Below are 23856 nucleotides of genomic sequence, written 5' to 3'. Positions count from 1 at the left end.
TTGCAGCAGTTTGATCGCCTGCTGCAATTGTGGCGTCATGACCAGGGCTTGCCCCTGGCGGAGTTCGAGCCGCGGTGCTAGCGCCATGTCTGCTGCGGCCTCATCCCGGGCGCCATCAGAGCGAGAAACGCTCGCCGAGATAGAGCCGGCGCACGTCCTCGTTACCCACGATTTCGGAGGGATCGCCCTCCATGAGCACATGGCCGTCATGAATGATGACGGCCCGGTCGATCAGCTCCAGCGTCTCGCGGACATTGTGATCGGTGATGAGCACGCCGATGCCGCGATCCTTCAGATGCGAGACGAGGTCGCGAATATCGCCGATGGCGATCGGATCGATGCCCGCGAAAGGCTCGTCGAGCAGCATGAAGGAAGGCTGGGTCGCCAGCGCACGCGCGATCTCGACGCGCCGCCGTTCGCCGCCCGACAGCGCCACCGAAGGCGTGCGCCGGAGATGCGTGATCGAAAATTCGGCAAGCAGGTCGTCAAGCGCCGCTTCCCGCCTGTCGCGGTCGCTTTCCACGACTTCGAGCACCGCGCGGATGTTCTGCTCGACGGTGAGGCCGCGGAAGATCGAGGCTTCCTGCGGCAGATAGCCGATGCCGAGCCGCGCCCGGCGGTACATGGGCAGCGCCGTGATGTCGTGGCCGTCGAGCGCGATGGAGCCGTAATCCGGCGTCACGAGCCCGGTGATCATGTAGAAAACGGTGGTTTTGCCCGCGCCGTTCGGGCCGAGCAGCCCGACCGCCTCGCCGCGCCGCACATCGAAGCTCACGCCGCGCACCACCGGCCTGCGCCGGAAGCTCTTGCCGACGCGGTCGACGGCTAGGCCCGGATTGCTGGCGACGAGGCGCGGTCCCTCATGGGACATGGCCTCGGAATGCGCGCTGGCGCGGATGGACATGGAGCGGCCCTCTTTCATTCGCCATCATCAGACGGCACTTGGCATTAAAATTGTATGAAGTGGAGCCGTTAACCAAGCCTTCTTTCACTTTTTCTCTTTGGCGGGGGGCTGAAAAAGCGCCTTAACACGGCCGCTTGCGCCTTCTTTCGCCGATCCGGCTTCAGCGCCGCCGACAATCCGGCTCTTGCCGCTGTTAAGGTCAATGAAGAGTTTCGTGCCCCGGATGACGTTCTTGCCCTGGCGCAGCACGACCTTGTCCCCCATGACGATCTTCCGGTCGGCGACGGTATAGCGCGCCCAGTCTCCATCGGCTGACTGGTCGTCCTTGGAGGTGATGTGGACGGCGCCGGTAGCGAGAATGTCGCGGATCTGGGTCTTTCCCGTCGTCGCGTCTGCGCCGCCCGTCTGCGTGTAGTCGGCCTTGAGCCGGTCAGCGCGCAGCTTCATCGAGCCTTGTGTGGCCACCACATTGCCGATGAAGGTGGCGACATGCTTCTGGTCCTCGACCTCGAGCGTATCGGATTCGATTTCGATCGGCGCGTCGGGATTGGTGGCGAAGCCGCTCAGCGGGTCGCGCGGGGTCTGATCCTGCGCCTCGGCCCTCGTCGCACCACCCGGCATGGCAAGGACGAGCGCCGCGCCGAGAAGGGCGCCCTGAAGCCATGTGCCGGCCGTTGCCCGGCCTTTTCCGCTCCGCGACCTTGCGTCCATCACTTGTTCCCCTTCCCCTGCTCGGCGTAGATCCGCACTTTCACCCGTCCCTGGAAATGCAGGGTACGCGACTGATTGTCGGCCGTCATGCTGTCCGCGCGCAATGTTCCAAGCGGCCCTTGCCCCTCGACCGGCGCGGTGCTCGCGACTGTGCCCTTCCGGAAGTCGATCGTGGCGGATGTGGCGTGAAGCTCGTAGCCGGAGGCCGCATAGATGTCGATCTTCCGCTCCAGATCGAGCGTCTGCGTCACCGTGTCGAGGCGCCCTCCGCTTGCCGAGAGCGTCACCCAGTCGCTGTCGTCGGCAAGTTTGAGGTCGGCCTGAAGATTGTCGAGCGCGACATGGTTGGGCTCGCCCGCTATCTGCGTCGCCGTGTCGGCGGTCAGCACATAGGGCCGCCCGGACTTGTCGAGGCCGGTCACGCGCGGGCTCACCATCCTTAGGTCGTTGTGGAGCGTCGAAATCTCGCGGAAGGTAATGTCGAGCTTGTCATGCGTCTCGAAGACGCCCGAATAGATGAGGACCGTCGCCAGGAGAGCGAGCGCGCCGAGCGGCAGCGCGATCTTCATCGTCGAGACGAAGCGGCTGTAGCGCGCCTCCATCTGCGCGGACGAGCGCCCTCTTGGCGGAAATTGCGCCTCCTGATCCGCCGTTTCGTCGCCGCGCGGCTCGCTCATGCCTCACTCGTTCCGTATGCAGATGTTTTCCGGCCGTCGGATCGCGATCCGGCAGGGTCCGCGCCTGCCGGCATATAGCGGTGATCTTCGCGGTTTCCGTGGCGGGGCGCGCTCAAATTCAGTTCGGGTCCAGTTGGGCCGCAAGACTGCGACGCATGGATGCAGTATGCGCGTGAAGGCGCGGGAGCGTCAACGGAACGGGCAGGGCGAGGCGAGCGCGAAGGGCCGGGGCCGCCCGTCAGTGCGCGAAAATATCTTCTTCCGGCCAGCCTGCGAGATCGAGCGCGGCGCGCACCGGCAGAAAGCCGAAGCAGGCATTGGCAAGCTCGGTGCGCCCTTCGCGCGCGAGCATGCGGTCGAGGATCGCCTTGATCTCGTGGAGGTGAAGCACGTCCGACGCCGCATAGGCGAGCTGCGCGTCCGAAAGCTGGTCGGCGCCCCAGTCCGAGCTCTGCTGCTGCTTGGAGAGGTCGATATTGAGGAGTTCCTTGCAGAGATCCTTGAGTCCGTGCCGGTCGGTATAGGTGCGCACGAGCTTCGAGGCGATCTTCGTGCAATAGACGGGCGAGGTGACGACGCCGAGATAGCGCTCGATCACGGCCACGTCGAACCGCGCGAAATGAAAGATCTTGAGAACCTTGGGGTCGGTCATCAGCGCGCGCAGATTGGGCGCGTCGTAGCTCGTCCGGTCGAGCTGCACGAGATGGGCATTGCCATCCCCGGCCGAAAGCTGCACCACGCAAAGAGGGTCGCGATGGGGATTGAGGCCCAGCGTCTCGCTGTCCACAGCAACGCTTGCGCCGAAGGAGAGCCCGTTGGGCAGGTCGCCCTTGTGCAGCGTGATGGCCATGTCGAGAAATGCTCCGATCGGCGTTCCGGGGGCCCTTGCCCGCCTCACTCCCCGCCGCATCCGGGGATGCGGCGGGGGAGGAGATGGTGCCCAGGAGAAGACTCGAACTTCCACGCCCGTGAAGGCGCTAGCACCTGAAGCTAGTGCGTCTACCAATTCCGCCACCTGGGCCGATGCGCGCACACTTAAATTGGGGTGTTCGGCTTGTCAATGGATGTGGCGTTCCGAAGCCTTTGCCGCCGGCCTGCCCATGGGCTATCTAGAGCATGGGCGGGCCCCGGAATGCCCCTGAGGGCATCCGCAAGAGACGGGATTTTGGAGGCGATATGAGTGTTAGGCGTTTGACGTCGGAACTTGGGCCGGGCAGCGTGATCACGGTGTTTGGCGGGTCGGGCTTCATCGGCCGCCATGTCGTCGAGGCGCTGGCCCGCAGGGGCTATCGCATCCGGGTCGCCGTCCGCCGTCCGAACGAGGCCCTTTTCCTGAAAACGGCCGGCGATGTCGGCCAGGTGGAGCCCGTTCAGGCCAATATCCGCGATACGGGCTCCGTCCGCGCCGCCCTTGAGGGGGCGCATGCGGTAGTGAACCTCGTCGGCATCCTCAGCGAGGCCGGACGGCAGGGTTTCGAGGCCATTCACACCTCGGGGGCCGAGCGCATCGCGCGGGAAGCCAAGGCCGCGGGCATCGATATTTTCGTTCATGTCTCGGCGATCGGCGCCGATGCGGAGAGCCCGTCCGCCTATGGCCGGTCCAAGGCGCTGGGGGAGGCGGCCATCCGCCGCCACGTGCCCGGTGCGGCGATCCTCCGCCCCTCGGTCGTCTTCGGGCCTGAGGACGATTTCTTCAACCGCTTCGCGGCCATGGCGCGCCTCGCGCCCGCCCTGCCGCTCATCGGCGGCGGCGCGACGCGCTTCCAGCCCGTTTACGTGAAGGACGTGGCCGAGGCGGTCGCCCGGGCGGTCGAGAGCGGGGTGGCCGACGGCCTCGTCTGCGAGCTTGGCGGGCCTGAAATCTATAGCTTCCGCCAGTTGATGGAGCTTGTGCTGCGCGAAACCGGCCGTCGCCGTCTGCTGCTGCCGCTCCCTGTGGCGCTTGCGAGGATCATGGCGTCCGTCACGCAGTTCCTGCCCGGCGCGCCCCTCACCACCGATCAGGTGAAGCTTCTCGGCATCGACAATGTGGTGAGCGCCGAGGCGCAGAAGGAAGGCCGCACCCTCGCGCTCTTCGGCATTCAGCCGACGGCGCCGGAAGCGATCCTGCCCGCCTATCTCGTGCGCTTCCGCCGTCGCGGTCAGTTCGACCAGTTGCGCCCCGCGACCCAGTGAGGGCCGTGTCGCCCGGGAGGCCCGATCGGGAATATCAGACCATGAACATCGGCGAAGCCGCGTCGCGGTCGGGCGTTCCGGCCAAGACCATCCGATATTACGAGGAAATCGAGCTGATCCGGAGCGCCCATCGGGCGGCGAACGGCTATCGTTCGTATACGGATGACGATGTTCACACGCTGCGTTTCGTGGCCCGCGCGCGCAATCTCGGTTTCACGGTCGAGGAGTGCCGCAGCCTGCTCGCGCTCTACCGCGACAAGAGCCGGGCGAGCGCTGACGTCAAGCGGATCGCCGAGGGCCACATCGCCGAGATCGAAGGCCGGATCGAGGAGCTTCGTTCCATGCAGGCGACCCTCATGGATCTCGTCAGGCGCTGCCATGGCGACGACCGCCCCGACTGCCCCATCATAGACGGGCTCGCCGATGACGGGCCGCACAAGCGCTGCTGAGGTGCCGCCCTCCCGCCTTCCCCTCGCTCTTTTCCTTCGGATCGTTTGCCCCTTCGGTTACACTCCCCGCCCATGCGCCAGCTCTACCACCTCCTGATTTCGCCAGCCTCCCGCAAGGTCCGTCTCGTCCTTGCAGAGAAGAACCTTCCTTTTGAAATGGTCGAGGAGCGCGACTGGGAAAGGCGGCTCGAATTTCTGGCCCTCAATCCGGCCGGCGAGGTTCCGGTGCTCGTCGAGGAAGACGGCACGGTCGTCTCGGGCGGCATGCCGATCGTCGAATATCTCGAGGAGACGGTGCCCGAGGTGAAGCTGCTGCCGGGCGATGCACAGGCGCGCGCCGAAGCGCGCCGCCTTGTCGACTGGTTCGACCGCAAATTTGCCGCCGAGGTTTCCGACGGGCTCATCTTCGAGAAGGTGACGCGGCGGTTTCTGAGCGCGTCGGAAGGCGGCGGCGCGCCGGACATGGCGGTGGTCCGCGCGGCGCTCCACAATCTGCGCTATCATCTCGACTACATTTCCTACCTCATGGAGGAGCGGCGCTGGCTCGCCGGCGAGGAAATGACGCTTGCGGACCTCACGGCGGCGGCGCATCTGTCCTGCCTCGACTATGTGGGCGACGTCCCCTGGTCGCAGTTCCAGGGCGCCAAGGACTGGTATGTCCGCATCAAGTCGCGGCCCGGCTTCAGGCAGCTTCTCGCCGACCATGTGCCCGGCATGCCGCCGCCCAAACTCTATGCGAACCTCGACTTCTGACAGCAAGGCAGGCGGCCGGGATCTGAAGGCCGCGCTCGTCGCGGAGGCCCGCGAGGCCGGCTTCGACATCATCCGTGTGGTGCGTGCCGATGCGGTGCCGGAAGCGCCGGGCCGCCTTCGCGAGTGGCTGGCCGAGGGCCGCCATGGCTCGATGGGCTGGATGGCGGAGACGGAGGAACGCCGGGCGCGTCCGACGACGCTCTGGCCGGACACGCGCAGCATCGTCGTGCTCGGCATGAATTACGGGCCGGACGAGAACCCGCTCGATCTCCTCGAGCGCCGCGACCGCGCCGCCATCTCCGTCTATGCGCGGAACCGCGACTATCACGACCTCGTCAAATCGCGGCTGAAGCGCGTGGCGCGCTGGCTCGTCGGCGCGACGGGGGCGGACGTCAAGGTCTTCGTCGATACCGCGCCCGTCATGGAAAAGCCGATCGCCGCCGCCGCAGGTCTCGGCTGGCAGGGCAAGCACACCAATCTCGTCTCGCGCGAATTCGGCTCCTGGCTCTTTCTCGGCTCGATCTTCACGACGCTCGAGATCGAGCCCGACGAGGCCCATGAGGATCATTGCGGCGCCTGCCGCCGCTGCCTCGATGCCTGTCCGACGCAGGCCTTCCCGCAGCCCTATCAGCTCGATGCGCGCCGCTGCATCTCCTATCTGACCATCGAGCACAAGGGCCACATCGCGCTCGAGTTCCGCAAGCCGATGGGGAACCGCATCTATGGCTGCGACGACTGCCTCGCCGTCTGCCCATGGAACAAATTCGCGCAGCAGGCGCGCGAGAGCGCATTTCACGCGCGCGAGGAATTGCGCGCGCCGCTGCTCGCCGAACTCGTCGCATTCGATGACGCCGCCTTCCGCGCCTTCTTTTCCGGTTCGCCCGTCAAGCGCGTCGGACGCGACCGCTTCATCCGCAATGTGCTGATCGCCATCGGCAATTCGGGCGAGGTGGCGCTGGTGCCGCTCGTTCTTGCACGGCTCGGGGATGGATCGCCGCTGGTGCGCGCCATGGCGGTCTGGGCGCTGGGCGAGCTGGCGCCCGGCGAGGCGCGCAACCGCGCCACGGATGCCCTCGCGCATGAAGACGACGAGGGCGTGCGGGAAGAATGGCAGCGGCTGTCCTAGTAGAGCGCCGTCGAGCCTCAGCTTGTTTCAGCGCTTTCACCCGGATGCTTGCCGGCTTTTTGCGGCAGGAGCAGTAGGCAGATGACGATGAAGGCCGCAAGCACCGCCGAAGCCGTGAAGCGGTTGAAGGCGAGCCCACCATGTTCGATCGGCTTGTCGAGAAGATCGCCCACGGTGGCGCCAAGCGGCCGCGTCAGAATGAAGGCGCTCCAGAAAAGCAGTGTTCGTGAAACGTCCGTGAAGTAATAGGCCGCCGCGACCAGCGCCAGCGCGACGCCGAAAACGATCGCTCCACCTTCGTAACCAAGACCGTTGGTGTCGGCCATCCAGTCCCCGAGCGCCGTGCCGAGGGTCTGCGAGAAGAGAATGGTTATCCAATAGAACGCCTCGACGCGGGGGGATACGACGGAGGCGACGGAAACGGATCCTTCCGACCAGTGCCATACGCCGAGCGATGCCGCGAGCAACGCGAAGAGGATGGAAGAGCCACCCGCATAACCAATGCCGAGCGAGCGATCGGCGAAATCCGCCATGGTCGTGCCCGCCATGGTGGTCGCGATGATAACCATCCAATAAAGGAACGGGTGGAAAGTCTTCGCCCTGATCTGGGTGAGCACAGTGACGAGAAGAAGGCCGATGAAGATGAGGCTGCCGACCGCATAGCCGAGATCGAGTGACATCGACACGGCGTCGCCACCCGTTTCGCCGAGCGTGGTCGCTGCGACCTTGATGACCCAGAAAGTGAGAGTGACTTCCGGCACCTTGCTCGCACCGATGTCAGCAGCTCTGTGCATGCTCTCTTCCTTCCCATGCATTGTGCGCATGTTCCGAAAAAGTCGGGCTATTTCCCCGCCTTGCCCGGCTTTGCGAGATAGGCGGCAGCGGCCTGCGCCGAAGGATCGGAACTCCGTCCCGTCTCCCGCGCGAAGCGGATGACGTCCTGCCAGTCGGCGCGCGCGCCCGCGACATTGCCGGTTTCCGCGCGTACCCGTCCCCGCTCGAGCAGGGCTTCGAGATTATGCGGCGCGATCGAAACGGCGCGCTCGGCATCCGCCACCGCCGCCTTCGGATAGCCGAGATTGCGGAGCGCCAGCGCGCGCAGCGTCAGCGCCTCGACGGAACTCGGGCTTTCGGCCAGCGCCTCGCTCGCATCGGCGCGCACGCCCTCCCATTGGCCTGCGAGGGCGCGGACACGCGCCCGCCCGATGCGGTAGAGAGGTTCGGAGGGCGCCAGCGCGATCGCCTCGCCCAGCGCTTCCTCGGCCTTGGCGAGGTTCGCCGCCAGCGCCCAGGCATTGCCGGCCTGCGCATAGACCTCGGCCCGCGCCGCGGCGGGAGCGCCCGTCATGCCTTCCGCAAGATGGCTGAAGGCGGCCGCCGCCTCATCCGCCTCACCGAGCGCCGAAAGAGCCAGCGCCTCGCAATGAAGCGCCGCCGCGCCGCCCTCATGCGCCTTCCAGTCGCGCGCATAGGCGAGCGCCTTGGGGGCATTGGTTTCGAGCAATGCCGTGCAGTCCTCGTAGCTCGGCTCGGCCGCCTCTGCTGCCTGCGCGAGAAGGAGGCTCATGAGGATTGCGGCGAGGGCGAGGATTTGGCGGAGGCTCGACATGCGGCTTAAGGTCGTCGAGCCTTGGCGAGTTTGCAAGCGAAACGGAGTGGAATGGTGAAGGGAAGCGGCGTGAACGGCGACGGAAAGAGGCTCTTCTGCTTCGGCCTCGGCTATAGCGCCGCGAGCCTTGCGCATCGGCTCCGCGCGCGCGGCTACGCCATCGCGGGCACCTGCCGCGGCGAGGAGAAGGCCGCGCGGCTCCGCGCCGGAGGCGTGGAGGCATACCTTTTCGGCGAAGGCCGTCCGCTTGACGATCCGGCGGCGGCGCTTGCCGGCACGACGCATCTCCTGCTCTCCGTGCCGCCGGGGGAGGCGGGCGATCCGGTCTTCGCCGCCCATGCCGGGGACATTGCGCGCCTCGCGCCCCGGCTCGAATGGATGGCCTATCTTTCGACCACGGGCGTCTATGGCGATCGCGGCGGCGACTGGGTGACGGAGGAAACGCCGCTCGCGCCGACGACGGAGCGCGGGCATCGCCGCCTCGAAGCAGAGGAAGCATGGCGCGCGCTTGCCGCCCGCGCGCGTCTGCCGCTCCACATCTTCCGCCTCGCGGGCATTTACGGGCCCGGGCGCAACCAGCTGCGGGGCGTGATCGACGGCACGGCGAGGCGCATCGTGAAGCCGGGGCAGGTCTTCTCGCGCATCCATGTCGAGGACATCGCCGCCGTGCTCGAAGCCTCGATCGCGCATCCGCATCCGGGCGCGGCTTACAATGTCTGCGACGACGAGCCCGCGCCGCCGCAGGATGTGGTCGCCCATGCCGCGCATCTGCTCGGCCGCGAGGCGCCGCCCGAAATCGAATTCGCCAGGGCGGAGCTTTCGCCCATGGCGCGGAGCTTCTATGCGGAATCGAAGCGCGTCTCCAATCGCCGCATCCGCGAGGAGCTGGGCGTCGAACTCCGCTATCCGACCTATCGCGAGGGGCTGGCGGCGCTCATGGCCGATGAAGAAGGGCGATGAGACGGGCTGACGGCGCGGGCACGCATGCCCGGCCATGTCAGCGCGTTTCGATTTCGGCGATCAGCGTTTCGGCCGTCTGGACGAGCCGGGCGATGTCGGCTGGTGTCGAGAGCCTGTGATCTCCCGATTTGGTGAGCGTGATCGCGACCTCGCGCGAGGTGAGCGCGTCGACGAGGCGCATGGCGTGCGTCCAGGGCACGTCCGGGTCTTCCATGCCTTGCAGGATGCGCACAGGCAGGTCGAGCGGGATCGGCTTGTCGAGGAGGAGGTGCCGCCGCCCCTCCTCGATGAGCTTCATCGTGATCTCATAGGGCGCCTCGTCATAGGCCGAGGGCTGGCGATAGATGCCGTCGCGTTCGAGTGTCCGGCGGATTTCGGGCGCAAAGCCCTTCCACATCAGTTCCTCGGTGAAGTCGGGCGCGGGCGCGATGAGGATAAGCGCCTTCACGCGCTCGGGCCTTGCCAGCGCGGCGAGAAGCGCGATCCAGCCGCCCATGCTCGAGCCGACGAGAATTTGCGGGCCTTCAGCCAGCGTGTCGATGGCGGCGAGCGCGTCGTCGCGCCAGCGCCCGATCGTCCCCTCGCGGAAATCGCCCGACGAGGCGCCATGCGCGAAATAGTCGAAGCGCAGGAAATGCCTCTTCGCCTTCCGCGCCCAGGCTGCGAGCGCTTCGGCCTTGGTGCCCGTCATGTCCGATTTGAAGCCGCCGAGCCAGGTGAGCCCCGTCGGGCCTGCCGGGCTATCGGGGCGCTCGGTGAGATAGGCGATGCTTTCGCCATCGGGGCGGGCGAGCTTGCGGGGTTCCTGTCCGTCCGTCATGGTGTTGTCCGTCTGCCGTTCCACATTCGACCATGCGGCATAGATCGGCCAAGGAACTCCGCGTGTCCATTGCTTTCAGAGATCTTTCGCCCCGCCCGACAATCCTTCAGGTCATCCCCGCGCTCGATACGGGCGGCGCCGAGCGCACCACGATCGACATGGCGCATGCCATTGTCGCGGCGGGCGGCCGCGCCCTCGTCGCCAGTTCCGGAGGGCGCATGCTGAAGGAACTCGAGGCTGCGGGCGCCACGCATTTCGAGATGGACGTTCACTCCAAGAACCCGATCATCATGGCGCTCAACGTGGAGCGGCTGACCCGGCTCGCCGAACGCGAAAAGGTCGATCTCATTCACGCGCGAAGCCGCGCCCCCGGCTGGAGCGCGCTGGCCGCCGCGCGCAGGCTCCATGTTCCCTTCGTCACCACCTATCACTCCAAGGTACATGAGGCGCCGCGCATCAAGGTCTTCTACAATTCGGTCATGGCGCGCGGCGACGCGGTGATCGCGAACTCCGCCTACACGGCGGCGCGCATCGCGCGCATTCACGCGCCGGACCCCGCCCGCATCTTCACCGTGCCGCGCGGCATCGACACCGCCACCTTCGACGAGGCCGCCGTTCCGCCCGAGCGCATCGCGGGGCTGCACCGGCGCTGGAAAGCGGGCGGGAGCGGGCGCACCGTCTTTCTGCTGGCTGCGCGCCTTACCCGCTGGAAGGGGCAAGCGGTCGCAGTCGAGGCGGCGGCGAAGCTCAAGGCTGCGGGCGTCGAGAATTTCGAATTGCTGCTGGCGGGCGACGCGCAAGGGCGCGATGCCTATGTGAGCGAACTTGAGGCGAAGATCGCGGCCGAAGGGCTCGAAGAGATCGTCCGCATCGTCGGTCATTGCGAGGACATGCCGGCGGCCTATGCGCTGAGCGATGTGGTGCTCGCGCCTTCGATCGAGGCCGAGCCTTTTGGCCGCGCGAGCGTCGAGGCGCAGGCCATGGGGCGCCCCGTCATCGTGTCCGACGCGGGCGGGCAGCGCGAAACCGTCAACGCGGAAACGGGCCTTGCCGTGCCGCCGGGCGATGCGGATGCGCTTGCCGCCGCCATGCGCCGCCTGATCGATCTCGGCGCGGAGGGGCGCCGCGCCATGGGCGCGCGAGGCCGTGCCCATGCGCGGGCGCATTATTCGCTCGAGACGATGTCCCGCGCGACGCTTGCCGTCTATGCCCAGCTCATCGCCGATGCGCGCAGCCATCCCCGCGCCGGAAGGCGCCCGAGGAAGAAGCGTGGCTGAGGGGCCGGTCCTCGCGCTTCTCTTCGATGCCGCCGATGGTGAAACGGCGCTTCGCGCCTTGCGGGCGCGTCATCCGGGCGCGCATCTCGTGCTGCTCACGACGGCACAGGCCGCGCCGCGCCTCTCGCCTTTGGCCGATGAAGTTTGGCCGGAAGGCCTGCCGCGAGGGCTCGCCCGCTTCCTTGCGCTCATGCGGCGTATTGCATGGGCGCGTATCGTGCATATCTATGACCTGGACGGCCGCGCACCGACGCGCTTCATGCGCCTTTGTGTGTGGCCGAAGCCACAATGGCACGATCGCGATGCTCTGGGAGTGGGGGCGGGCCCTGGCAAAGGCCTTTCTTGACTTGCGGGGCGCGCGCTTCAAATCTATAGCATTGCACCAACGAATGTCCGCAGGTGGGTCTGATCGAGACCGTGCAGCTCTTTCGTCCGCGCTTTCTGGCGCGGGGTCGGCCCGGTGAGGCCGGAGCGCGACTGCGGACCAGCTAAAGGAGAAGGTTACATAGCTCGCAGACCGATTCAGGCGCCGCCCACCCGCGAGGGCCCGCGCATCAACGAAATGATCGATGAGCCGACGGTTCTGTTCATCGACGCCGACGGCGAAAAGCGGGGTGTCATTCCCACAGCAGAAGCGATGCGCATGGCCGAGGAAGCGGGGCTCGATCTCGTCGAAGTCTCGCCCAACGCGAAGCCGCCTGTCTGCAAGCTGCTGGACTTCGGCAAATTCAAGTATCAGGCCCAGAAAAAGGCCAACGAGGCGCGCAAGAAGCAGAAGACCGTCGAGGTCAAGGAAATCAAGATGCGCCCGAACATCGACACGCATGACTATGACGTGAAGATGAAGAGCATGCTTCGCTTCTTCGAGGAAGGCGACAAGGTGAAGGTGACCCTGCGCTTCCGCGGCCGCGAGATGGCGCATCAGGAACTCGGGATGCAGCTTCTCAACCGCGTCAAGGATCAGGTGGACGCGGTCGCCAAGGTCGAATCCTATCCGCGCCTCGAAGGGCGGCAGATGGTCATGGTGCTGGCGCCGAGGTAAGGCAGCCGCGCAAGGATCGAGACGGAAAAGGCCCGGCGATGAGCCGGGCCTTTTGCCGTTCCGGGGCGCTCATGCGGCGAGCACGGCCCTGAGACGGTCCGGGCGGTCGGTCAGAATCGCATCGACGCCGAGCGCGGCAAGGCGGCGCATCTCGGTGGGCTCGTCGACCGTCCAGCAGGAAACCGTGAGGCCGAGCGATCTGGCGAGCGGCGCGGTCTTCGCGGTCACGTCGCCGAACCAGGAGAACCAGCCATCGGCAGGGCCGGCGGCAATCGCCCTTAGCATGCGTTCGGCGAAATCCGTTCCCGCCTGATCGCGCCAGTCGAAGCCCGCCGCCCATGGCGCGCCGGACGCCGATGCCGCGCGCAGCTCGAAATCTTCCGAGCCCGGCGCGTCGCGCGTCGCGGAAGGGTCGGCGGGGTCGATCTGGAAGAAGGGGAGCGTCGTGAAAGCGTTGCGGATCTCGGGCGCGATCTTCTTCGCCTGCGCAAGCGCCCGCCAGTCGAAGGAGACGAAGACGGTCTGCTCCGTCATCCCCATGCGCCTTGCGAGCGCCACTGCCGCCTCGGCGAGCGCCTCGGGCGCGGCCGAGCGGGAGAGGTCGAGAAGCGCCGTCTTGAGTTCGACATAGAGGATGAAGCCGGGCTTCGCGCTGCGTTTCGCAAGCGCGTAGACATCTTCGAGCCGCGGGATGCGCGCGCCGTCGATGGGGGTCTGTTCCGGATAGCGCGCCCCATAGCCGGACCCCGGGCGCAGCCTTCCGATGTCATAGGTCTGAAGTTCGGCGAAGCTTAGTTCCTTGATGAGGGGCGTCGGCCGCTCGACCCATTTGCCGCCCGGCCCCCGCGCGATGGAGGGCTTCAGGCTCTCGTCGTGATGGACGACGAGAACGCCGTCCCGGCTCAGATGGACGTCGAGTTCGATGCCGTCCGCGCCCCCCTCGATGGCCCGTTCGAAGGCCTCGAGCGTGTTTTCCGGCCAGAGCCCCGCGCCCCCGCGATGGGCGATCTCGCATGTCTTGGTCATTGTCCGGTGGTTCCCCCTGTCGCTGACGATCGACAAGCTAGCCCGTCCCGCGCTCTGCGGTCACGCCGCTTCCCTCGAAAAATGGCCGGAATGGAGGCTTTCTGAGCCTGTCCGCCCCCGATGGAGGTGCCGCGCTATTTACTTTTATCGGCAAATAACAGAACTTATGAACTAGGACTTTATGTGTGATTCAGCCTTGAGCGGCCTGGGCAGCGTGAGGAGCGGAACGCAGCCGGGCAGGAAGAGGGTATGGACAGATGTCGCTTGCCGATTTGTGGAGATCGTGGACGGGCCGCCGCCGTGTCTCCTTCTACGACTCCCAGCATGTGATGCGCCGCGCTGTCGAGGAGAAGGGCCCCATCGATCTGACGAGCCTGAGCGACGACGAGCTGAGACGCCTCGTCATGGAGGAATCGAACACCGCCCGCGCCCTTGCCGCCCGCCACCAGCTCGAGTGGCGTCACAGCGCCGGACTGGCGCGATAAGTCGGCGCTCAGGCCGTGTTCTGACGGAGTTGCTTCCGCGCGGAGATGCATTCCGATTGTTCGCGGGTAATGAAGCGCTCGAAGCGTCGTGCCGAATGCCTATACTCCTCCAAAACCAATTTTGCATGGTAGGAGGATTCGATGAAATTCGGAGTGTTCTACGAGCTGCAACTGCCGAAACCCTGGAAGAAGGGCGACGAGGCGCGGCTCTTCCATGAAGCGCTCGATCAGGTGGTGCTCGCCGACCGGCTGGGCTACGACTACGCCTGGGAGGTCGAGCATCACTTCCTCGATGAATACTCCCATTCATCCGCACCCGAAGTATTTCTGTCCGCCGCCGCCGCGCGCACATCGCGCATCAGGATCGGCCACGGCATCCGTCAGGTGATCCCGAACTACAATCATCCGGCCCGCACCGCCGAAGGGCTCGCCACGCTCGACATCATCTCCAACGGCCGCGTCGAATTCGGCATCGGCGAAGGCGCGACGCGGCTCGAGCTTGGCGGCTTCGACATTCCCGCCCGCGAGAAGCGCGCCATGGCGCTGGAGGCGGCCGAGCAGATCGCCAACATGATGGTGCTCGATCCCTATCCAGGCTTCGAGGGCAAGTATTTTTCCATGCCCTGCCGCAACGTGCTGCCGAAGCCGGTGCAGGAGCCGCACCCGCCCATGTGGATGGCATGCACCAATCGCGACACGATCAAGGTTGCGGCCTCGCTCGGGCTCGGCGCGCTCGCCTTCTCCTTCGTCGATCCGAAAGAGGCGCAGGTCTGGTCGGACATCTATTACGGCATCATCAAGTCCGAGCAATGCGTGCCTATCGGCCACTCGGTCAACGCCAATATCGCGATGGTTTCGAACTTCTCCGTGCACAAGGATCGCGCCGAGGCGATTCGGCGCGGCCATGAGGGCTTCGAGTTCTTCGGCTATGCGCTCAACGCGCTGGTGGCTCACGACACGGTGCCGGGCCGCACCGACATGTGGGGTGACTACATCAGGGCGCGTGGCAACCGCACGGAAGAGGTGATCGAGGCCGCTGCGCGCGCCGATCAGATCGCGACCGGCATCGGCACGCCGGACGACATGCGCGCTCATCTCAAGGCTTTCCAGTCTGCGGGCGTCGATCAGGTGATCTTCATGCAGCAGGCGGGCCGCAACAGGCATGATCACATCTGCGAGTCGCTCGAACTCTTCGCCGCCGAGGTGATGCCTGAATTCAAGGCCGACGCTGCGGCGCGGGAAGAAAGGAAGGCGCGCGAGCTTCAGCCTTTCATCGAAGCGGCGCTCGCCCGCAAGAACTGGATGAAGCCGCTCGCCGACCACGAAATTCCGGTTGTGAAGGCGTCCGTCGCAAGGGCCCAGGTCAATCAGACGAGCGCGGCCGACTAATGCGGATGCGGGCGGAGCCGGCCGCGAGCCGCTCCGCCCGCTCTCCTTGCGCCCGCCTTGTTTCCGCCATCGGGCTGCAAAGTTTTCGCCATAACGCGCGCTCATCCTTGAGCATCGCCGCATTCGCGGCGGATTCCGGCATCGCTCGATGAAGGGTACGGGCGAAGCGCATCCGGGATGAACGATCTGTGCAGGTGCCGGCCTGAGCCGGCCGCCTGCCGACAGCGGAGTTCAGACCATGCGTCGCAAGCGAAAAATTGCTGCCGCGGTACTTCTCTCGATCTTCGGCCTCTCCGTGCTTGGCGGCTGTATCATAGTGCCTCGCCACGACGACTATGGCGGCCGCTACCATCACTACCGGGATCGCGACGGCGACCGTGGCCGCGACTATGGCGACTGGCGTTGATGAGAGAGGTTCGGATCATGCGTGGATATGTGAAGCTCGCAGGCGCTGCGGTCATCGCCGCCGGCCTTGCCGGCTGCGTCGCCTATCCGGTCGGGCCCGATACTTATGCCTACGGACCGACCTACGGCTATTACGACGGGCCCTATTACTATTACGGCCCGCCCGCCTACGTTACCGGATCGTTCTTCTATTATGACGGGCCACGCTGGTATCGCTCGCCGCGCTATCACGCCCGCCCGCATGGCGATCGCTGGCGTGGCCATAAGTGGAGCGGGAAAAACTGGAGCGGGCGCCACCGCTAGCGCTGGGCGAGGTCATCTGAAGGCGGGTTCGTCGAAGCTTCTGAGCTTGCGCGAATGAAGCTCCTCGACGCCGCGTTCGCGGATGAGGCGCAGCGCCTCGAGCCCGATCGAGAGATGCTGGCTCACGCGCTGGCGGTAAAAGGCGTTGGCCATGCCTCTGAGCTTGATCTCGCCATGCATCGGCTTGTCGGAGACGCAGAGCAGCGTTCCGTAGGGCACACGAAAGCGGAAACCATTGGCGGCGATGGTTGCGCTCTCCATGTCGATGGCGATGGCGCGCGACTGGTTGAAGCGCGTGTAGAGATCGTCGTAGCGAAGCTCCCAGTTTCGATCGTCGGTCGAGACGACGGTGCCGGTGCGCATCCGCGTCTTGAGATCGCCGCGCGTGAGGCCGGTAATGCGGGCGACCGCCTCCTGAAGCGCGACCTGCACCTCCGCGATGGGCGGCACCGGCACGAAGGGCGGGAGATCCTGATCGAGCACCTTGTCGTCGCGCACATAGGCATGCGCGAGCACATAGTCGCCGAGCTGCTGCGAGCGGCGCAGCCCGCCGCAATGGCCGATCATCAGCCAGCAATGCGGCCGGAGCACGGCCAGATGATCCGTGATCGTCTTCGCGTTCGAGGGGCCGACGCCGATATTGACGAGGGTGACGCCAAGCCGGTCGCCGCGCACGAGATGATAGGCCGGCATCTGTGGCAGCGAGCGCTCGGAGAGGTTCTCGCCGCCATGCGCCTCGCCGCGTTCCTGCACGAGATCGCCGGGCTCGACGAAGCGCAGATAGCCCTCCGGCCCGCCGCCCTCCGCGACGAGGCCGCGGCCGAGCGAGATGAACTCGTCGACATAGCGCTGATAATTGGTGAAGAGCACGAAGCGCTGGAAATGCTCCGGCCTCGTCCCGGTATAGTGGTGGATCCTCTGAAGCGCGAGATCGACCCGCTCGGCCGAAAAGAGCGCGAGCGGCTGCACCGCGCCGGACGCCGGCCGCCATGTGCCGTTGGCGACGGCGTCATCCATCGCCGAAAGGTCGGGAAGCGTGAAGACGGCCCCTAGGGCGCGCACGTCTTCCGGGCCGATATCGGTGGTCGCCTCCTCGACGACGAAGGGGAGCGGAATGGGCCTCTGGCTCACGCCGACCTCGACCGGCACGCGGTGAAAGGCCACGAGCCGGGCGATCTGGGCCCGGTAGTACTCGCCGAAGAGGTCGGGCCGGGTCAGCGTCGTGCCATAGGTGCCGGAATAGGCAAGCGTGCCCCAGGAGGGGCGGCTGTCATAGACGAGGTGCTCGGGGCCGACGGTAAGGCCGAGATAGGGGTAGCAGGGGGCGACGGCGCGGCCCGAGCGCTCGCCACCGGCGAAGGCGGCAAAGCGCTCCCGCAACGCGCCCGCCGAGCGGGCGTAAATCTCGCCGATGCGGGCGAGCGCCGCATCCGCATCGCTGAACGAGGTGAGGTCCGAAGCGGGGTGGAAAGGTGTCGCGTTCATGGGCTCAAGGCTAGGCGAGGCGCCGGTGCGGGTCACGAGGAAATCGGCCGTGCCCGCCGCGCTTCCGGAGGGCGGCTACCCTTGACCTTCCTGCCTTTTGGCTTATAAGTCCGCACCTTCGGGACGGCCCGGCCATGAAGGGCATGCCGTGGCGCGTCCGAAATGCCAAAGTCGGCTCCGTTTTCCTTGATATTTCAAGGTCTTCAGCGAACGGAGCCCCATAATGCAGGAGTGCAAAATGCCCAAGTTGAAGACCAAGAGCGGGACGAAGAAGCGCTTCAAGCTCACCGCGTCCGGCAAGATCAAGCGCGGCCAGACCGCCAAGCGGCACGGCATGATCAAGCGGACCAACAAGCAGATCCGGAACAAGCGCGGCACCACCGTCATGGCGGATGTCGATGCGGCGCGCGTGCTGAAAAACTTCATGCCTTACGCGTGAACCGGAACCGTACCTGACAAGGAGCTAAGCACATGTCGCGCGTCAAAAGGGGTGTTGCAGCGCACGCCCGCCACCGCAAGATCATCAAGAAGGCGAAGGGCTATTACGGCCGTCGCAAGAATACTTTCCGCACGGCGAATCAGGCGGTGGAGAAAGCCGCCCAATACGCCTATCGCGACCGGCGCACCAAGAAGCGCAATTTCCGCGCGCTCTGGATCCAGCGCATCAACGCCGGCGCCCGCGAGCTGGGCCTGACCTATGGCCGATTTATCGACGGCCTCGGCAAGGCTGGCGTCGAGATCGACCGCAAGGTTCTCTCCGACCTCGCCATCCATCAGCCCGAGGCCTTCAAGGCCCTGGTTGAGAAGGCCAAGGCGGCGCTCGCTTAACAGCAACCGCTTTGACCTGGCCGTTCAGGGCCGGTACACCCGTCGGGACCCCGCGCGCCGCGCGGGCCCTCCCGGGGTGAGGGCGGACCGTCGATCACTCACTTCTGTTCCCCCGCTCCCCGATTTGCCCGGCGCATGGCGGAACATTGAGGCTTGAGAAGGTCATGACGGACATTCAATCGGAAGTCGAAAAGCTCGAGGCGGATTTCCTCGCCGCCATCGCGGATGCGATCGAGGAGCGCGTGCTCGAGGATGTGCGCGTCGCCGCCCTCGGCAAGAAGGGCCGCGTCTCAGAGCTCATGAAGAGCCTCGGCGGCATGAGCCCCGAGGAGCGCAAGACGATGGGGCCGCTGCTCAACGGCCTCAAGGACCGGCTGACCGATGCGATCTCGGCGCGAAAGTCCGCGCTGGGCGAGGCGAAGCTCGAGGCGCGGCTCGCCGAGGAGAAGATCGACGTCACGCTGCCCCTGCGCGAAAGCGCCCTAGAGGCCGGCCGCATCCACCCGCTGACGCAGGTCTGGGACGAGGTCGTTGCGATCTTCGCCGACATGGGTTTCGCCGTCGAGCAGGGCCCCGACATCGAGAGCGATCACTACAACTTCACCGCGCTGAACTTCCCCGAAGGTCATCCTGCGCGGGAGATGCACGACACCTTCTATTTCGAGGCGCGGGCCGACGGCTCGCGCCCCCTGCTCCGTACACATACGAGCCCCGTGCAGGTCCGCACCATGGAGCGGGGCAAGCCGCCCTTCCGCTTCGTCTGCCCGGGCCGCACCTATCGCTGCGACAGCGACCAGACGCATACGCCGCAATTTCACCAGATCGAGGGCGTCGTCGTCGACGAGACGACGCATCTCGGCCATCTGAAATGGACGCTGGAAGAATTCCTGCGCACCTTCTTCGAGGTGGAGGGTGTCGAGCTTCGCATGCGCCCGTCCTTCTTCCCCTTCACGGAACCTTCGATGGAAGTCGATGTGCGCTGCGCCCGCCTCGGCAACGAGATCCGCATCGGCGAGGGCAATGACTGGCTCGAGATTCTGGGCTGCGGCATGGTGCATCCGAATGTGCTGAAGGCCGCCGGCGTCGACCCCGAGCGCTATCAGGGCTTCGCCTTCGGCATGGGCCTCGATCGCCTCGCCATGCTGAAATACGGGATTCCCGATCTGCGCGCCTTCTTCGAGAGCGACCTCAGATGGCTGCGTCACTACGGTTTCTCGGCGCTCGACGTGCCGACGCTCGCGGGAGGGCTCTCGTCGTGAAGTTCACACTGTCCTGGCTGAAGCAGCCGCTCGAAACGCAAGCGACGCTCGACGCGATCGCGGATCGCCTGACAATGCTCGGCCTCGAGGTCGAGGGCATCGCCGATCCGGCGCGCAAGCTCGCCGACTTCTCCGTCGCGAAAATCCTCGAAGCCGTGCAGCACCCCGATGCCGACAAGCTCAGGGTCTGCAAGGTTGACGCCGTGGTCGAGGGCAAGCGGCAGGTGCTCCAGGTCGTCTGCGGCGCGCCCAATGCACGCGCGGGTCTCACCGGCATCTTCGCGCCTTCGGGCGCGACCATTCCGGTCAACGGCATGGTGCTGAAGCCGACGAAGATTCGCGGCGTCGAGTCGAACGGCATGATGTGCTCGGAGCGCGAGCTTGAACTCTCGAACGAGCATGAAGGCATCATCGAGCTTGCCGATAGCTGGGAGGTGGGAACGCCCGCCGCCGAGGCGCTCGGCCAGAACGATCCCGTGATCGAGATCGCCATCACGCCCAACCGGCCGGACTGCCTCGGCGTCTATGGCGTCGCGCGCGATCTCGCCGCCGCCGGCGTCGGCCGACTGCGCGAAGGCACGCTCGACCCGGTGCCGGGCGCCTTCGATTGCCCGGTCGGCGTGCGTCTCGAATTCGCTCCCGGTACGGAGAATGCGTGTCCCGTCTTCGCCGGGCGGCTCGTCCGCGGCGTGCGGAACGGACCAAGCCCCGCATGGCTCCAGAATTATCTGAAGGCGGTGGGCCTGCGCCCGATCAACGCGCTTGTCGACATCACCAATTTCCTGTCGCTCGACCGCGCGCGTCCGCTGCATGTCTATGACGCGGCGAAGCTCCAGGGCGGCATTCATGTGCGCCTCGGACGCGCTGGCGAGAAGCTCAAGGCGCTCGACGGCAAGACCTACGACATCTCGCCGGACTATTGCGTCATCGCCGATGATGCGCGGGTGCTCGGCCTTGGCGGCGTGATGGGCGGCGAGGAATCGGGCTCGACCGAGGCGACGACCGACGTCTTCATCGAAAGCGCCTGGTTCGATCCCTACCGCACGGCCAAGACCGGCCGCGCGACCGGCATCGTTTCGGACGCGCGCTATCGCTTCGAGCGCGGCGTCGATCCGGCCTTCGTGCTGCCGGGGCTCGAGCTTGCGACGCGCATGGTCATGGAGCTTTGCGGCGGCACGCCGTCGAACGTCGTCGTCGCGGGCAGGCCGCCGGTGACGAACAGGACGATCGCCTTCGATCCGGCGCGCATCGAGAGGCTCACCGGCCTTTCGCTCGCGCGGGCCGAAGCGGCGTCGATACTGACGAAGCTCGGCTTCGGCGTCTCGGAGGCGCCGGGCGGCCATCTCGACGTGACAGTGCCGAGCTGGCGGCCGGATGTCGACGGGCAGGCCGATCTCGTCGAGGAGGTTGTGCGCGTACACGGATTGTCGGAGGTGAAATCCGTGGCGCTGCCGCGCGCCCATGCGGTGGCGGTGCCCGTGATCTCCACCCGGCAGCGCCGCGAGCGGCTCGCCCGCCGGGCGCTGGCTGCGCGCGGCCTCGTCGAGACGGTCAACTGGTCCTTCATCTCGGAAGCGCAGGCGACCCTCTTTGGCGGCGGCAATGCGACGCCGGGGCTGAAACTCGCAAACCCCATTTCCTCCGATATGAGCCATATGCGGCCGAGCCTGCTTGCGGGACTTATCGCGGCGGCCGGGCGCAATGCCGACCGGGGCTTTGCCGATCTCGCGCTCTTCGAGGTTGGCCAGCAATTCGCCGACGACACGCCGGAAGGCCAGACACTGGCGGCGACGGGCATCCGCCGCGGCACGGCGCGGCCTCATGGCGTGGGCCGGCACTGGCAGGGCAAGGCAGGCCCGGTCGAGGCGATGGACGCGAAGGCCGATGCGCTGGCGCTCGCGGCCGTTCTCGGCGCGCCGGTCGCAAGCCTTCAGGTGAACACGGACGCGCCCGGCTGGTACCACCCCGGACGCTCCGGCGTCATCCGGCTCGGGCCGAAAACGGTGATCGGCTATTTCGGCGAAATCCATCCGCGCGTGCTCGCCGCGCTCGATGTCGCCGGGCCGCTGGTCGGGTTTGAAGTCTTCCCCGATGCGATCCCCGAACCCAAGCGCAAGGCGACCCGGGCGAAGCCGCCGCTCGATCTCTCGGCCTTCCAGCCGGTGAGGCGCGATTTCGCCTTCACCGTCGAGGCAGGCGTCGCCGCGGCCGATCTCATCCGTGCCGCGCGCAATGCCGACAAGAAGCTCGTTACGGACGTCTCGCTCTTCGACGTCTTCGAGGGCGGCTCGCTCGGCGAGGGCAGGAAGTCGCTGGCGATCGAGGTGACCTTGCAGCCGGTGGAAAAGACACTGACCGACGAGGAAATCGAGGCCGTATCGAAGCGGATCATCGCCGCTGTCGAGAAGGCGACGGGCGGCGTGCTGAGGGGATGACCGATCGGACCTGTCCCTCGAAGGACGGGGGAGGGGATGAAATGGACTTCGAGGTCTATGAGACGCGGCGCCGGGACGGCGAGGGGCGCGAGATCGTGCTCCGTGGGCGGAGCATAGGCCCGCAGAACGGTCCCGCCCTCGTCATGCTCGCCTCGCTCGGGCGGCCGGGCGGCGATTTCGACATCATCGCGCGGCCGCTCGCCGATAAGGGCTTCCGGGTGATCCTGCCCGAGCCGCGCGGGCTCGCCGGCAGTTCGGGGCCGATGGAGGGGCTCACGCTCCACGATCTCGCAGCCGATGTCGCCTGCGTGATCGAGGCCGTGGCGCGACCGCCCGTGGTGCTGGTCGGCCATGCCTTCGGCAATCGCCTCGCCCGCACGACAGCCGCCGATCATCGCGCCCTCGTCTCGCGGCTCGTGCTGCTCGCCTGTGGCGGCCTCATCGAAATGCCGGAGGAGGCGCGCCAGGCGCTCATCGGCTGTTTCGACGAAACGCTCTCGCCCGAAGCCCATCTCGACTGTGTCAGGCGGGGCTTCTTCGCCGAGGGCAACGATCCCGCGGTGTGGCGCGACGGCTGGTCGAAGCCGGTGATGCTGATGCAGTCCTCGGCCGTGCGCCGCACGCCGGTCGAGGATTGGTGGGAGGCGGGCGGCCAGCCGCTTCTCGTCGTGCAGGCGACGGAGGACGCGATCGCCCTTGCCGCCAACGCCCGCGATCTCAAGGCGCGGCTCGGCGAGCGTGTGACGCTGGTCGAGCTTCCCGACGCGGGCCATGCCATGCTGCCCGAGCAGCCAGCCCGCATCATCGAGGCGATGACGGCCTATCTCGGCTGCGAATAAAAAATATCCCCAATTATCGTCGGGCCCGGCGGCCCTATATTGGTGGCAGGAGGAAGGGCCATGGAACTCAAGACCATCATCTACAAGGTCGCCGATTTCATCGCGACGATCACGCTTTCGAGGCCGAAGCGCCGCAACGCCTGGACCGGGCGCATGCACACGGAATATCGCTGGGTGCTCGAGCAGGCGGACAAGGACCCGGCCGTGCGCGTGATCGTGGTGACGGGCGACCCGGAGGGCGGGGCCTTCTGCGCCGGCGCCGATCTCGGCGCGCTGGAGGGCCATTCGGAGAAGGGGCGCTACGACCCTGGCATCAGCGAGGACATCGCCCGGCCGGGCTTTGGCGTGGCCCCGGAGTTCGATGCGACCTTCGCCTATCATTTCGGGCTGACGAAGCCCGTCATCGCGGCGATCAATGGCCCGGCGGCAGGCGTCGGCCTCGTGCTCGCGGCCTATGCCGACCTGCGCTTCGCCGTGCCGGGGGCGAAATTCACCGCCGCCCATGGGCGCTTCAATTTTCCGGCGGAATACGGGCTCTCCTGGCTGCTGCCGCGCATCGTCGGCCTCACCCATGCGAACGACATCCTGCTGTCGAGCCGGGTGTTCACCTCGGAGGAGGCGCTCGCCATGGGCTTCCTGAACAGGCTCCTGCCGCCCGCCGAACTGATGCCCCATGTGCTCGATTACGCCGGGCGCATGGCCGAGGGCGTCTCGCCGGGCTCGCTCCGGGTGACCAAGAACCAGATTTACAGGGATCTCCACCGGGACGCGGCGAGCGCCGTCAACGAGGCCGAGCGGCTCCTGTCCGAAATGGCGACCCATCCCGACTACAAGGAGGGGGTCAAGGCCTGGATGGAAAAGCGCAAGGCCCAATGGCAGGGCTGAAGCGGCAGGGCTGA

Annotated in this window: 28 protein-coding genes and 1 tRNA gene; 18 read left to right on the top strand and 11 right to left on the bottom strand. The window is 66.4% G+C overall.

All coding sequences use genetic code 11. The features are described from left to right. The 6 genes from PKA57_RS08750 to PKA57_RS08725 form a co-directional block, all read right to left on the bottom strand. The coding region (locus PKA57_RS08750) for a hypothetical protein (protein WP_324299700.1) at positions 1-87 on the bottom strand (87 nt) is incomplete at its 3' end. A 28-nt stretch (positions 88-115) separates the two neighbouring features. Continuing rightward, complete coding sequence (gene lptB / locus PKA57_RS08745; protein ID WP_324299698.1) at positions 116-871, bottom strand: LPS export ABC transporter ATP-binding protein; 756 nt, start codon at positions 869-871, stop codon at positions 116-118. Positions 872-988: 117 nt separating this feature from the next. After that, entirely contained in the window at positions 989-1615 is a 627-nt protein-coding gene (lptA, locus tag PKA57_RS08740; protein WP_324299600.1) for a lipopolysaccharide transport periplasmic protein LptA, read from the bottom strand. Continuing rightward, complete coding sequence (gene lptC / locus PKA57_RS08735; protein ID WP_324299598.1) at positions 1615-2292, bottom strand: LPS export ABC transporter periplasmic protein LptC; 678 nt, start codon at positions 2290-2292, stop codon at positions 1615-1617. The genes lptA and lptC overlap by 1 nt, the downstream gene beginning before the upstream one ends. Before the next feature lie 238 nt (positions 2293-2530). Further along, the gene (locus PKA57_RS08730; protein ID WP_324299596.1) at positions 2531-3142 is read right to left on the bottom strand and encodes a ribonuclease D; all 612 of its coding nucleotides are present in this window, start codon (positions 3140-3142) and stop codon (positions 2531-2533) included. Positions 3143-3226: 84 nt separating this feature from the next. After that, a tRNA-Leu gene (locus PKA57_RS08725) sits at positions 3227-3313 on the bottom strand. A gap of 155 nt (positions 3314-3468) precedes the next feature. On the opposite strand from PKA57_RS08725, the gene PKA57_RS08720 reads away from it, so the two are divergent. From PKA57_RS08720 to queG, 4 genes are all read left to right on the top strand, one after another. Further along, a complete protein-coding gene (locus PKA57_RS08720; protein ID WP_324299594.1) occupies positions 3469-4467 on the top strand; it encodes a complex I NDUFA9 subunit family protein in 999 nt (332 codons plus the stop codon). Positions 4468-4508: 41 nt separating this feature from the next. After that, positions 4509-4916, top strand: a complete 408-nt coding sequence (gene cueR / locus PKA57_RS08715; RefSeq protein WP_324299592.1) for a Cu(I)-responsive transcriptional regulator — start codon at positions 4509-4511, stop codon at positions 4914-4916. A 72-nt stretch (positions 4917-4988) separates the two neighbouring features. Further along, positions 4989-5669 carry a glutathione S-transferase family protein gene (locus tag PKA57_RS08710; RefSeq protein WP_324299590.1) on the top strand — a complete coding sequence of 227 codons (681 nt, stop codon included), beginning with the start codon at positions 4989-4991 and terminating at the stop codon, positions 5667-5669. Continuing rightward, on the top strand, positions 5650-6795 hold the full coding sequence (gene queG, locus PKA57_RS08705; protein WP_324299588.1) for a tRNA epoxyqueuosine(34) reductase QueG: 1146 nt from the start codon (positions 5650-5652) through the stop codon (positions 6793-6795). The genes PKA57_RS08710 and queG overlap by 20 nt, the downstream gene beginning before the upstream one ends. Positions 6796-6812: 17 nt before the next feature. Here queG and PKA57_RS08700 read toward each other — a convergent pair whose 3' ends face one another. Both PKA57_RS08700 and PKA57_RS08695 read right to left on the bottom strand, forming a co-directional pair. Continuing rightward, entirely contained in the window at positions 6813-7589 is a 777-nt protein-coding gene (locus PKA57_RS08700; RefSeq protein ID WP_324299586.1) for a hypothetical protein, read from the bottom strand. Positions 7590-7636: 47 nt separating this feature from the next. After that, positions 7637-8404, bottom strand: coding sequence for a hypothetical protein (locus PKA57_RS08695; RefSeq protein WP_324299584.1), 768 nt, complete (start codon positions 8402-8404; stop codon positions 7637-7639). A gap of 51 nt (positions 8405-8455) precedes the next feature. Between PKA57_RS08695 and PKA57_RS08690 the strand changes: the two genes are divergently transcribed. Beyond that, on the top strand, positions 8456-9364 hold the full coding sequence (locus tag PKA57_RS08690; RefSeq protein WP_324299583.1) for an SDR family oxidoreductase: 909 nt from the start codon (positions 8456-8458) through the stop codon (positions 9362-9364). 37 nt (positions 9365-9401) lie between these two features. On the opposite strand, the gene PKA57_RS08685 is transcribed toward PKA57_RS08690, so the two are convergent. Further along, positions 9402-10184, bottom strand: coding sequence for an alpha/beta hydrolase (locus PKA57_RS08685; RefSeq protein ID WP_324299581.1), 783 nt, complete (start codon positions 10182-10184; stop codon positions 9402-9404). A gap of 62 nt (positions 10185-10246) precedes the next feature. Between PKA57_RS08685 and PKA57_RS08680 the strand changes: the two genes are divergently transcribed. The 3 genes from PKA57_RS08680 to infC all read left to right on the top strand — a co-directional run bounded on the left by PKA57_RS08680 (position 10247) and on the right by infC (position 12503). Continuing rightward, the gene (locus PKA57_RS08680) at positions 10247-11461 is read left to right on the top strand and encodes a glycosyltransferase family 4 protein (protein ID WP_324299578.1); all 1215 of its coding nucleotides are present in this window, start codon (positions 10247-10249) and stop codon (positions 11459-11461) included. Then, complete coding sequence (locus PKA57_RS08675; protein ID WP_324299576.1) at positions 11454-11807, top strand: hypothetical protein; 354 nt, start codon at positions 11454-11456, stop codon at positions 11805-11807. Before PKA57_RS08680 ends, PKA57_RS08675 begins: the two co-directional genes overlap by 8 nt. A gap of 174 nt (positions 11808-11981) precedes the next feature. Then, positions 11982-12503 carry a translation initiation factor IF-3 gene (infC, locus tag PKA57_RS08670; protein WP_324299696.1) on the top strand — a complete coding sequence of 174 codons (522 nt, stop codon included), beginning with the start codon at positions 11982-11984 and terminating at the stop codon, positions 12501-12503. 69 nt (positions 12504-12572) lie between these two features. On the opposite strand, the gene PKA57_RS08665 is transcribed toward infC, so the two are convergent. After that, positions 12573-13529, bottom strand: a complete 957-nt coding sequence (locus PKA57_RS08665; RefSeq protein ID WP_324299574.1) for a glycerophosphodiester phosphodiesterase family protein — start codon at positions 13527-13529, stop codon at positions 12573-12575. 257 nt (positions 13530-13786) lie between these two features. On the opposite strand from PKA57_RS08665, the gene PKA57_RS08660 reads away from it, so the two are divergent. The 4 genes from PKA57_RS08660 to PKA57_RS08645 all read left to right on the top strand — a co-directional run bounded on the left by PKA57_RS08660 (position 13787) and on the right by PKA57_RS08645 (position 16111). Next, positions 13787-14014: a hypothetical protein gene (locus tag PKA57_RS08660; protein ID WP_324299572.1), complete on the top strand. Its 228-nt coding sequence runs from the start codon at positions 13787-13789 to the stop codon at positions 14012-14014. A gap of 141 nt (positions 14015-14155) precedes the next feature. Then, positions 14156-15403 carry an LLM class flavin-dependent oxidoreductase gene (locus PKA57_RS08655; protein WP_324299570.1) on the top strand — a complete coding sequence of 416 codons (1248 nt, stop codon included), beginning with the start codon at positions 14156-14158 and terminating at the stop codon, positions 15401-15403. Positions 15404-15641: 238 nt separating this feature from the next. Next, entirely contained in the window at positions 15642-15809 is a 168-nt protein-coding gene (locus PKA57_RS08650; protein ID WP_324299568.1) for a hypothetical protein, read from the top strand. A 17-nt stretch (positions 15810-15826) separates the two neighbouring features. Next, the gene (locus PKA57_RS08645) at positions 15827-16111 is read left to right on the top strand and encodes a hypothetical protein (protein ID WP_324299566.1); all 285 of its coding nucleotides are present in this window, start codon (positions 15827-15829) and stop codon (positions 16109-16111) included. 12 nt (positions 16112-16123) lie between these two features. Here PKA57_RS08645 and PKA57_RS08640 read toward each other — a convergent pair whose 3' ends face one another. Next, positions 16124-17596, bottom strand: a complete 1473-nt coding sequence (locus PKA57_RS08640; RefSeq protein ID WP_324299564.1) for an AMP nucleosidase — start codon at positions 17594-17596, stop codon at positions 16124-16126. 238 nt (positions 17597-17834) lie between these two features. Here PKA57_RS08640 and rpmI point away from each other — a divergent pair, with 238 nt between their 5' ends. The 6 genes from rpmI to PKA57_RS08610 all read left to right on the top strand — a co-directional run bounded on the left by rpmI (position 17835) and on the right by PKA57_RS08610 (position 23842). After that, positions 17835-18035 (top strand): 50S ribosomal protein L35, encoded by a 201-nt coding sequence (gene rpmI / locus PKA57_RS08635; protein WP_324299562.1) that lies wholly within the window; start codon positions 17835-17837, stop codon positions 18033-18035. Positions 18036-18067: 32 nt separating this feature from the next. After that, positions 18068-18424 (top strand): 50S ribosomal protein L20, encoded by a 357-nt coding sequence (rplT, locus tag PKA57_RS08630; RefSeq protein WP_324299560.1) that lies wholly within the window; start codon positions 18068-18070, stop codon positions 18422-18424. Between the two features lie 164 nt (positions 18425-18588). Further along, the gene (gene pheS, locus PKA57_RS08625; RefSeq protein ID WP_324299558.1) at positions 18589-19683 is read left to right on the top strand and encodes a phenylalanine--tRNA ligase subunit alpha; all 1095 of its coding nucleotides are present in this window, start codon (positions 18589-18591) and stop codon (positions 19681-19683) included. Continuing rightward, on the top strand, positions 19680-22118 hold the full coding sequence (gene pheT / locus PKA57_RS08620) for a phenylalanine--tRNA ligase subunit beta (protein WP_324299556.1): 2439 nt from the start codon (positions 19680-19682) through the stop codon (positions 22116-22118). The genes pheS and pheT overlap by 4 nt, the downstream gene beginning before the upstream one ends. 41 nt (positions 22119-22159) lie before the next feature. Next, complete coding sequence (locus tag PKA57_RS08615) at positions 22160-22957, top strand: alpha/beta fold hydrolase (protein WP_324299554.1); 798 nt, start codon at positions 22160-22162, stop codon at positions 22955-22957. A 60-nt stretch (positions 22958-23017) separates the two neighbouring features. Then, complete coding sequence (locus PKA57_RS08610; RefSeq protein WP_324299552.1) at positions 23018-23842, top strand: enoyl-CoA hydratase-related protein; 825 nt, start codon at positions 23018-23020, stop codon at positions 23840-23842. The last annotated feature ends 14 nt before the right edge of the window (positions 23843-23856 follow it).

The sequence above is a fragment of the Parvibaculum sp. genome (assembly GCF_035325945.1).
Lineage (GTDB): Bacteria > Pseudomonadota > Alphaproteobacteria > Parvibaculales > Parvibaculaceae > Parvibaculum.
The sequence above is the reverse complement of the archived record's forward strand: the minus strand, read 5'-3'. Positions and strand labels throughout refer to the sequence as shown.

Excerpts from the sequence above, each read along its gene's own strand:
- pheS (WP_324299558.1), top strand. The coding sequence starts at position 18,589 with ATGACGGACATTCAATCGGAAGTCGAAAAGCTCGAGGCGGATTTCCTC.
- PKA57_RS08610 (WP_324299552.1), top strand. The coding sequence starts at position 23,018 with ATGGAACTCAAGACCATCATCTACAAGGTCGCCGATTTCATCGCGACG.
- PKA57_RS08700 (WP_324299586.1), bottom strand. The coding sequence starts at position 7,589 with ATGCACAGAGCTGCTGACATCGGTGCGAGCAAGGTGCCGGAAGTCACT.
- PKA57_RS08655 (WP_324299570.1), top strand. The coding sequence starts at position 14,156 with ATGAAATTCGGAGTGTTCTACGAGCTGCAACTGCCGAAACCCTGGAAG.
- lptB (WP_324299698.1), bottom strand. The coding sequence starts at position 871 with ATGTCCCATGAGGGACCGCGCCTCGTCGCCAGCAATCCGGGCCTAGCC.
- PKA57_RS08690 (WP_324299583.1), top strand. The coding sequence starts at position 8,456 with ATGGTGAAGGGAAGCGGCGTGAACGGCGACGGAAAGAGGCTCTTCTGC.
- PKA57_RS08640 (WP_324299564.1), bottom strand. The coding sequence starts at position 17,596 with ATGAACGCGACACCTTTCCACCCCGCTTCGGACCTCACCTCGTTCAGC.
- cueR (WP_324299592.1), top strand. The coding sequence starts at position 4,509 with ATGAACATCGGCGAAGCCGCGTCGCGGTCGGGCGTTCCGGCCAAGACC.
- rpmI (WP_324299562.1), top strand. The coding sequence starts at position 17,835 with ATGCCCAAGTTGAAGACCAAGAGCGGGACGAAGAAGCGCTTCAAGCTC.
- lptA (WP_324299600.1), bottom strand. The coding sequence starts at position 1,615 with ATGGACGCAAGGTCGCGGAGCGGAAAAGGCCGGGCAACGGCCGGCACA.
- PKA57_RS08695 (WP_324299584.1), bottom strand. The coding sequence starts at position 8,404 with ATGTCGAGCCTCCGCCAAATCCTCGCCCTCGCCGCAATCCTCATGAGC.
- queG (WP_324299588.1), top strand. The coding sequence starts at position 5,650 with ATGCGAACCTCGACTTCTGACAGCAAGGCAGGCGGCCGGGATCTGAAG.
- lptC (WP_324299598.1), bottom strand. The coding sequence starts at position 2,292 with ATGAGCGAGCCGCGCGGCGACGAAACGGCGGATCAGGAGGCGCAATTT.
- PKA57_RS08665 (WP_324299574.1), bottom strand. The coding sequence starts at position 13,529 with ATGACCAAGACATGCGAGATCGCCCATCGCGGGGGCGCGGGGCTCTGG.
- PKA57_RS08645 (WP_324299566.1), top strand. The coding sequence starts at position 15,827 with ATGCGTGGATATGTGAAGCTCGCAGGCGCTGCGGTCATCGCCGCCGGC.
- PKA57_RS08685 (WP_324299581.1), bottom strand. The coding sequence starts at position 10,184 with ATGACGGACGGACAGGAACCCCGCAAGCTCGCCCGCCCCGATGGCGAA.
- rplT (WP_324299560.1), top strand. The coding sequence starts at position 18,068 with ATGTCGCGCGTCAAAAGGGGTGTTGCAGCGCACGCCCGCCACCGCAAG.
- PKA57_RS08615 (WP_324299554.1), top strand. The coding sequence starts at position 22,160 with ATGGACTTCGAGGTCTATGAGACGCGGCGCCGGGACGGCGAGGGGCGC.
- PKA57_RS08660 (WP_324299572.1), top strand. The coding sequence starts at position 13,787 with ATGTCGCTTGCCGATTTGTGGAGATCGTGGACGGGCCGCCGCCGTGTC.
- PKA57_RS08720 (WP_324299594.1), top strand. The coding sequence starts at position 3,469 with ATGAGTGTTAGGCGTTTGACGTCGGAACTTGGGCCGGGCAGCGTGATC.
- PKA57_RS08710 (WP_324299590.1), top strand. The coding sequence starts at position 4,989 with ATGCGCCAGCTCTACCACCTCCTGATTTCGCCAGCCTCCCGCAAGGTC.
- PKA57_RS08730 (WP_324299596.1), bottom strand. The coding sequence starts at position 3,142 with ATGGCCATCACGCTGCACAAGGGCGACCTGCCCAACGGGCTCTCCTTC.
- PKA57_RS08650 (WP_324299568.1), top strand. The coding sequence starts at position 15,642 with ATGCGTCGCAAGCGAAAAATTGCTGCCGCGGTACTTCTCTCGATCTTC.